The 8,329-nt window shown below is 39.5% G+C and carries 8 protein-coding genes; 5 read left to right on the top strand and 3 right to left on the bottom strand.

What is annotated here, in order from left to right; genetic code table 11:
• The first annotated feature begins 143 nt into the window (after positions 1-143).
• Positions 144-887, top strand: coding sequence for a YciK family oxidoreductase (locus tag L1D46_RS18690; protein WP_239978023.1), 744 nt, complete (start codon positions 144-146; stop codon positions 885-887).
• A gap of 205 nt (positions 888-1,092) precedes the next feature.
• Here the strand turns inward: L1D46_RS18690 and pssA are convergent, their stop codons facing one another.
• Positions 1,093-2,418: a CDP-diacylglycerol--serine O-phosphatidyltransferase gene (pssA, locus tag L1D46_RS18685; protein WP_239978022.1), complete on the bottom strand. Its 1,326-nt coding sequence runs from the start codon at positions 2,416-2,418 to the stop codon at positions 1,093-1,095.
• Between the two features lie 288 nt (positions 2,419-2,706).
• Between pssA and trxB the strand changes: the two genes are divergently transcribed.
• From trxB to infA, 4 genes are all read left to right on the top strand, one after another.
• Positions 2,707-3,657 carry a thioredoxin-disulfide reductase gene (gene trxB, locus L1D46_RS18680; RefSeq protein ID WP_054551466.1) on the top strand — a complete coding sequence of 317 codons (951 nt, stop codon included), beginning with the start codon at positions 2,707-2,709 and terminating at the stop codon, positions 3,655-3,657.
• Positions 3,658-3,763: 106 nt separating this feature from the next.
• Positions 3,764-4,480, top strand: coding sequence for a leucyl/phenylalanyl-tRNA--protein transferase (gene aat / locus L1D46_RS18675; RefSeq protein WP_167657837.1), 717 nt, complete (start codon positions 3,764-3,766; stop codon positions 4,478-4,480).
• Positions 4,473-5,177 (top strand): arginyltransferase, encoded by a 705-nt coding sequence (locus tag L1D46_RS18670; RefSeq protein ID WP_239978021.1) that lies wholly within the window; start codon positions 4,473-4,475, stop codon positions 5,175-5,177. The genes aat and L1D46_RS18670 overlap by 8 nt, the downstream gene beginning before the upstream one ends.
• 90 nt (positions 5,178-5,267) lie before the next feature.
• Entirely contained in the window at positions 5,268-5,486 is a 219-nt protein-coding gene (infA, locus tag L1D46_RS18665; RefSeq protein ID WP_002962494.1) for a translation initiation factor IF-1, read from the top strand.
• Between the two features lie 176 nt (positions 5,487-5,662).
• Here the strand turns inward: infA and clpA are convergent, their stop codons facing one another.
• Together clpA and clpS are read right to left on the bottom strand one after the other, a co-directional pair.
• The gene (clpA, locus tag L1D46_RS18660; RefSeq protein WP_239978020.1) at positions 5,663-7,927 is read right to left on the bottom strand and encodes an ATP-dependent Clp protease ATP-binding subunit ClpA; all 2,265 of its coding nucleotides are present in this window, start codon (positions 7,925-7,927) and stop codon (positions 5,663-5,665) included.
• Positions 7,928-7,996: 69 nt separating this feature from the next.
• On the bottom strand, positions 7,997-8,305 hold the full coding sequence (clpS, locus tag L1D46_RS18655) for an ATP-dependent Clp protease adapter ClpS (protein WP_175580379.1): 309 nt from the start codon (positions 8,303-8,305) through the stop codon (positions 7,997-7,999).
• Between the last annotated feature and the right edge of the window lie 24 nt (positions 8,306-8,329).

Below are 8,329 nucleotides of genomic sequence, written 5' to 3'. Positions count from 1 at the left end.
ATGTAATTGGAATATTAATAAGACATTAGACCAGTTAAAGTTAACGTAAAGTTTCGATTTTCGCCACCTTAATTTGCAATAAATTCGATAACTTGGCTTTTTGCTATGGTAAAATGGCGAAAAATCTAATCAATGGTACGTTTATGCATACTTACAAAGCCGCAGACAATGCGCTAAAAGACAAAGTAATTTTAATAACAGGTGCCGGTGATGGCATTGGCCGTGTTGCCGCACTAACTTATGCTAAGCATGGTGCCACTGTTATTTTACTCGGGAAAACAACAAATAAACTAGAATGTGTATATGATGAGATCGTAAATGCAGGATATCCACAACCTGCTATCGTACCGATGGATTTAAAAGGTGCGACTAAACAAAACTACCGAGACTTAGCAGCAACCATTGAAATGCAGTTCGGTAAGTTAGATGGCTTATTAAATAACGCAGGTATTTTAGGATCATTAGGTCCGCTTGAGCACTTCTGCGTTTCAACCTTCGAAAATATTATGAAGGTTAACGTAACTGCGCAAGCTATGATCACTAAATTTATGTTCCCACTGCTTCGCAAATCACCAAGTGCATCTGTTATTTTTACTTCGTCAGGTGTAGGCCGCCAAGGCCGTGAACATTGGGGTGCTTATGCTATATCAAAATTTGCTGTTGAAGGTATGATGCAAACTTGGGCTTGTGAAGTAGGTAAAACCAATATTCGTGTTAACTGTATTAATCCAGGTGCTACCCGTACATCAATGCGTGCTTCTGCTTACCCTGGTGAAGATAGAGATAAATTAGCAACACCTGAAGATTTAATGCCAACTTACCTATACTTGATGAGCGATGACTCAAAAGAGGTTAACGGTAAATCTTTAGATGCCCAACAAAAGTAAGCTAATAACTAAATATAAAAAAAGCAGCATTTCGCTGCTTTTTTTATATTTAGGCAAGACAGAACCCATATAGTGTGATCGTTCCACAAAAATAGGCGATAACGCAGTATCAATGTCAAACGCGATCTGCCGTCAGGGGTCTTCCTAAAGGCGATTAAATCGCCCCTAGAGAGAACAAATTTTAATCTACAAAGGTCAACACGCCCTAAATAAAACGCTTGATAATAAAATCAACTTTTACACGTTTTGCCTGACCTAAGAGTTTTTTAACCGGTGCTGGGTAATCATCCATCGTTTCTAAATCTTGCGGACCTGTTAAGCGGCGGCAATGTTTCAAAATAGCTTGTTTTTCATTCTCTATTTGCTTAAGGATATGCTGTTTAGGGTCGTCGATTAAAATACCATTTTCAATATCTAAGCCCCATGCACGTGGGTTTAAATTATGCCCACTAAGCAAGTGTAAACGTTTATCAGAACAAATTCCTTTTAAGTGGAAAGAGTTACTTTCATGCTTCCAAAGATAGACATTCAAATTGCCGTTACTGATATGTCGTTTCTGAGACTTTAAAAACTTATATAAAATCGTTTCGTATAAATATGGTAATGCACCAATTTTACTAAACGGCTCACTTGGTGGCAGATAAAAATCATTCGCGGTTTTATCACCTACGACAATAGTCACTTGCTTGCCTTGTTTTAATAAACGTCGTAATGACCGCATTAAAGGTGCAGGAAAGTTAAAGTAAGGGGTATAGAGAACAAGCTCTTGTTCTGTGGTATCAAATAACGATTTGATTAAACGATTCAGCTTATTGCTACGGCGCCCTAAACCTAAGAACAATCGGACACCAAGCTCACCAGCACTTGCTTCTGCGGCGCTTGCGTAACTTGCCGATTTAAGGTCGCGCATCAATTGCTTCTGCGCGACTTTAATATCGTTAAATTTTACGAGTGGGCGCATATCAATGCGTGGTACCGCAACAGAACTTAAAAGATGAGTTTCAATAAATTCGATGACCGAATTGCATAATCCAGCTTGATGAACTAAAAAATAGCGATCTAAACGATAACGCTCATCTTGCTGAAGGTACACATTATTTAAGCTTGCACCGCTGTATAATAATGTATCGTCAATTACAAAGCCTTTTAAATGCAGAACCCCGAAAAGCTCTTTTGCCTTTACAGGTACACCATATACTTCCACATTTGACTGATACTGCTCTTGAAAATCACAATACATACTGGCATTGCCATCAGATTTAGCTGCTCCAATCAAACCACGTTGGGCACGATGGAAATCAACCAACACTTTTACTTCTAAATTAGGATTAGTAAGTGATGCCTGATGTAACGCAGTTAATATTTCGCGCCCCGCTTCATCGTCTTGAAGATACAATGCGGTAATATAAATCCTGTTTTTTGCTGAACCAATTAAACGCAATAGTTCAGTGCGATACTCTTTTGCATTGGTTAAGACTTGTACGTCTTGTGTAGTCAGCCCAAAAGCGGGCTTTTCCTGCCAAAATACCATAATTGCCTGTTCGTTTAGTTAGCTCATAGCACGAGCTAATATCAAAATTAGCTAAAACATATCAAAAAATTATTGCTTGGTCATGAATTACCGTACTTTGAAGGCATAACAATTGGCAATTAGACCACTTTGTGAGCAAAAAGAGCTATTTAAATTATAATAAGTAAGGATTATTTGACAGCTTAGCGATTTGACTAAAAAAATAATCAGGGCTTTTGTTTACATCCGCCTTGTTTTTCTTAGAATCGGGCGCATAGACATCGTATTGAAACGTTTTTAGGAAAAAACATGAGTGACGCAAAACACTGTAAACTATTAATCTTAGGTTCTGGCCCTGCAGGCTACACAGCAGCGGTATACGCAGCACGAGCTAACCTAAACCCTGTCCTTATCACTGGTATTCAACAAGGTGGTCAGTTGACTACGACGACTGAAGTTGAAAACTGGCCAGGCGATGCACACGGCTTAACGGGTCCTGCATTAATGGATCGTATGAAAGAGCATGCTGAACGTTTCGAAACTGAGATTGTCTTTGATCATATCAACAAAGTTGATGTATCAAAACGCCCTTTCACTTTAACTGGTGACTCTGGCACATATACTTGTGATGCATTAATTATCGCGACAGGCGCATCTGCTAAATACTTAGGTTTAGAATCAGAAACTAACTTCCAAGGTCGTGGTGTTTCTGCTTGTGCAACCTGTGATGGTTTCTTCTACCGCGGTCAAAAAGTAGCGGTTGTAGGTGGTGGTAACACAGCTGTTGAAGAAGCGCTTTATTTATCAAACATTGCTGATGAGGTTCACGTTATTCACCGTCGTGATAGCTTCCGCAGTGAAAAGATCTTAGCTGATCGTTTAAAAGAAAAAGCAGAAAACGGTAACGTTGTTTTACATTACAACCGCACTTTAGATGAAGTGCTTGGTGATGAAATGGGCGTAACTGGCATTCGTATTAAAGCAACTGATTCTGAAGAAACAGAAAATCTAGATCTTGCGGGTGTATTCATTGCAATTGGCCATAAGCCAAATACTGACATGTTTGAAGGTCAGCTAGAAATGAAAGACGGCTATTTAGTAGTTCAGTCGGGCTTAAACGGCAACGCAACGCAAACAAGCGTACCAGGTGTATTTGCTGCAGGTGACGTGTCAGATCACATTTACCGTCAAGCAATCACATCAGCAGGTACTGGCTGTATGGCTGCGCTTGATGCTGAACGTTTCTTAGATAACCTATAAATTAGTTGATCTAAAACACTAATTACTGGGGCTGTTGCAAAAACAGCCCCTTTTTTATAACTAAAATTTTGTTAAAATTAGAACAAATAACAACGATAACGCTGATATGATCAAGCAACTTTACCAACTCTCGCCCGAGACAGTTGATTTTCCAGATCCAGAATTAGCCCTTGATGAGCCTGATGGCCTGTTGGCGATTGGGGGTGACCTATCAGTTGAGCGTATCCAAAGAGCCTACAATACAGGTGTTTTCCCTTGGTTTAGTGATTATGAACCCATTATGTGGTGGTCGCCTAGTATGCGCGGTATTCTTGAGCTCGATGAATTTCATGTTAGCCGCAGTTTAAAAAAGTATTTAAAGCGTTTTCCTGTGCGTGTCACTGTTAATCACGCATTTGCGCACGTTATCAATGCTTGTCGTGAACAGCGTATCGATGCAGAAGGAACTTGGATCACTGAGCAAATGATGCATGCCTATATCGAAGCACACCATCAAGGTATCGCTCATAGCCTTGAAATATGGCATGAAGATAAATTAGTTGCTGGCCTGTATGGCATCATGCAAAACGGTATATTTTGTGGCGAATCAATGTTTCATGAAGTCAGTAATGGTTCGAAACTGGCAATGTGGGCATTAGTTAATTGGCTTAAGAAACACCAAGCTCATTTTATTGATTGCCAATTAGAAAACCCTTATTTAATCACTTTAGGTGCAAAAGTTATCCCACGCAGGGAATTTTTAACTAGACTTAAATTAGCGCACAGTTTTGTGCCTAAAAGACATATGTGGCAACCACAAGAGTTGATTAATATTTATGACTGAGCACTTACCCGCTAGGCTTGGTTTAAGCCAGCAATTTGATTGCAGCTATTTACCAGACCGTCAGGAGCAACTACTTGTTATTCTTGACCCAAGTTGTTATTGCCCTGATAAATTTGAGCAATTATTAGCATTGGGATTTAGGCGCAGTGGTGACCAAATATACCGTCCTCATTGCCCTGTTTGTAAGGCTTGCAACTCAGTACGCGTATTAGCCCAGCAATTTACTCCATCTAAATCTCAAAAACGTAAACTAAACAAAGCAAAAAATATATTTACTGTAAGCTACAGTGATTACGAACGGGCTGAGTACTACCCGTTATATTGCAAGTATATCACGCAAAGACACCAAGATGGTTCTATGTTTCCACCTGATCAAAATCAGTACGAAAGCTTTTTGTTTTGCCAATGGCTACCTGTAATTTTTATAGAGTTACGGGATGATGATAAGTTAGTTGCCGTTGCTGTAACCGACTGTATGAGCAACTCAGTCTCTGCGATTTATACATTTTTTGATCCTGATTATGAGCAGTACAGTATTGGTAGCATCATGATCATGGAGCAAATTAAATTTGCAAAACAACAAGCAAAACAATTCGTCTATTTGGGTTACCAAATCGACGAATGCAATAAAATGAAATATAAAACCCAATTTTTGCCTGCACAAAAGCACATTGGCGATCAGTGGTTGGCGATTTAATTTACAAAAATGAGCCCTGTAGCTTTACTTATTGCAGTATTTTCGGCAAAATCTGCAGCGTTTAACTATTAAAGAGGTGTTACGCTAAACATGGCGAAAGAAGACGTAATCGAAATGCAAGGTACGGTCCTTGATACTTTACCAAATACAATGTTCCGAGTTGAGCTAGAAAATGGTCACGTTGTTGTGGCTCATATCTCTGGTAAAATGCGAAAAAACTACATCCGCATCTTAACTGGCGACAAAGTAACCGTAGAAATGACTCCTTACGATTTATCGAAAGGTCGCATCGTATTCCGTGCTCGCTAAGTTAGTGCGTTAACGAGAGATTTAGCTTTTTGCTGCTTTGAATGAGCAGGTGTGTTTATTACAAAGAGCTAAAAGCGTTTGTTAAATGGTGTTAAAACTAACTTAGTTTTAATTCCATTTAATAAACAAAAAGCCCAGCATTAGCTGGGCTTTTTGTTTGTACTTAACTTATTAGGCTAAGCAGTTTCTAGGTTGGTCTCAAAATCAAAATGAATTTTTTTATCTTTGACCGCTACCTTAACCGAACCACCATCAGCTAACTCACCAAACAAAATTGCATTTGCTAGAGGCTTTTTAAGCTCATCTTGAATAACACGAGCCATTGGACGCGCGCCCATAGCTTTATCATAGCCTTTGTCAGCCAACCACTCTCTTGCTTTTGAAGTTAGCTCAAGATTAACTGATTTCTTATCAAGTTGTGCTTGCAATTCGACAATAAACTTATCAACCACTTGCAAAATAACTTCTTTTTCAAGGTGATTAAACCAAATAATGTTATCTAAACGGTTTCTAAATTCAGGTGAAAACACTTTATTGATTTCAGTCATTGCATCGTGAGAGTGATCTTGCTCAGTGAAACCAATCGACTTACGGACTGTTTCCTGAACACCTGCATTGGTTGTCATCACTACAACCACATTTCTGAAATCGGCTTTACGGCCATTATTGTCTGTCAGTGTTCCATGATCCATTACTTGCAACAGAATATTATAAATATCTGAGTGCGCTTTTTCTATCTCATCCAATAGTACAACTGCATGTGGGTTTTTGATCACAGCTTCAGTAAGTAAACCACCTTGTTCAAAACCAACATAACCTGGAGGTGCGCCGATTAGTCGACTTACCGCATGCCTTTCAACATATTCAGACATATCAAAGCGAATAAACTCAACCCCCATACACTTAGCAAGCTGTTTAGTAACTTCTGTTTTACCAACCCCTGTTGGGCCAGCGAACAAGAATGAACCAACCGGTTTATCTTCGTTTGCAAGACCAGAACGCGATAAACGTATTGCCGAAGTGAGCGCATCGATTGACTGATCTTGACCAAACACCAGCATCTTCAGGTTGCGGTCAAGGTTTTTCAGTGTTTCTTTATCACTTGAAGAAACGCTTTGTTGTGGAATACGAGCCATTTTTGACACAATTAGTTCAATATCAGCCACACCAATGGTTTTCTTACGCTTCGATACAGGCTGTAGACGCTGATTAGCTCCTGCTTCATCGATGACATCAATTGCCTTATCAGGTAGGTGACGTTCATTAATGTATTTAGCACTCAGTTCTGCTGCGGCTTTTAAAGCTTTTTGTGTATAACGAATACCGTGATGTTCTTCATAACGCTCTTTTAAGCCGTTAAGAATTTTAGTGGTATCAGCAACACTTGGTTCAAGCACATCAATTTTTTGGAATCGACGAACTAAAGCACGGTCTTTTTCAAAGATGTTCTTAAACTCGTTGTAAGTTGTCGACCCCATGCAGCGTAGCTTACCACTTGAAAGTAGTGGCTTGATTAAGTTTGATGCATCCATTACGCCACCCGATGCCGCACCGGCACCAATAATGGTATGAATTTCATCAATGAATAAAATTGAACCTGGTTTAGCTTGTAACTCTTTTAATAGTGATTTAAAGCGTTTTTCAAAATCACCACGATATTTGGTCCCCGCTAATAATGCACCCATGTCCAGTGAGTAAACTACTGCATCAGCAATCACTTCAGGTACTTCCTTGTTCACAATACGATAAGCAAGGCCTTCAGCAATCGCTGTTTTACCCACCCCAGCTTCACCAACCAATAGTGGATTATTTTTCTTACGGCGACATAAAACTTGCACCGTACGTTCAACTTCGTTGTCACGACCCACTAAAGGATCAATATTGCCATCAATAGCTTGCTGATTCAGGTTAGTGGTAAAGTTTTCAAGCTTAGTCGGTTCTTCACCTTGTACTTCTTGTACTTCATCATGAATATCATCATGGTCTTCACCACCGATATCATCATCTGCTTTAGAAATACCATGTGAAATAAAGTTAACAATATCTAAACGATTAATGTCTGATTTTTTGAGTAAATAAACTGCTTGGCTTTCCTGCTCGGAAAAAATTGCAACCAGCACGTTAACACCAGTTACTTCGCTTTTCCCTGATGATTGCACGTGAAATACAGCGCGTTGTAATACACGCTGAAAACCTAACGTCGGTTGTGTTTCTCTGTCTTCTTCAAGATCAGGAATCACCGGTGTTGTTTCATCAATAAAATCTGATAACTCAACTTTTAATGCGCTCATATCAACGCCACAGGCGTTTAACGCTTCTCCAGCAGAAGGGTTATCGAGCAGTGCAAGTAAAAGATGCTCGACGGTCATAAATTCATGACGACGTGTTCTCGCTTCGCGAAACGCCGCATTCAAGGTTAGTTCTAAGTCTTTGTTTAGCATTGGCAACCCCTTACTGAGATAATATTTATATACCGTTGTGACGGGCTAATTGATCACCCACCTTGGTATTTATTCCTGCTCACAACTACAAAGCAGTGGATGCTCGTTGTCTCGTGCGTAACGATTGACTTGTTCAACTTTGGTATGAGCTACATCAGCGCTGTACACACCGCATATCGCTTTACCATTATGATGAACTTGAAGCATCACATCTGTTGCTCTATCGCTATCCATATTAAAAAACGTCATTAGTACTTCTATCACAAAGTCCATAGGCGTGTAATCGTCATTATTTAAAATGACTTTATATTTTCGCGGTGGTTGCAATTTTTGCTTTTCACTATCGCGAACTGTTTCAATAACACCAGAATCTTTCATGCCACTCATAATTAAATATAGTCT

Source organism: Pseudoalteromonas sp. Isolate3 (genome assembly GCF_022398505.1).
Taxonomy (GTDB): Bacteria; Pseudomonadota; Gammaproteobacteria; order Enterobacterales; family Alteromonadaceae; genus Pseudoalteromonas; species Pseudoalteromonas apostichopi.
This window is presented reverse-complemented; position numbering and strand designations above follow the sequence as displayed.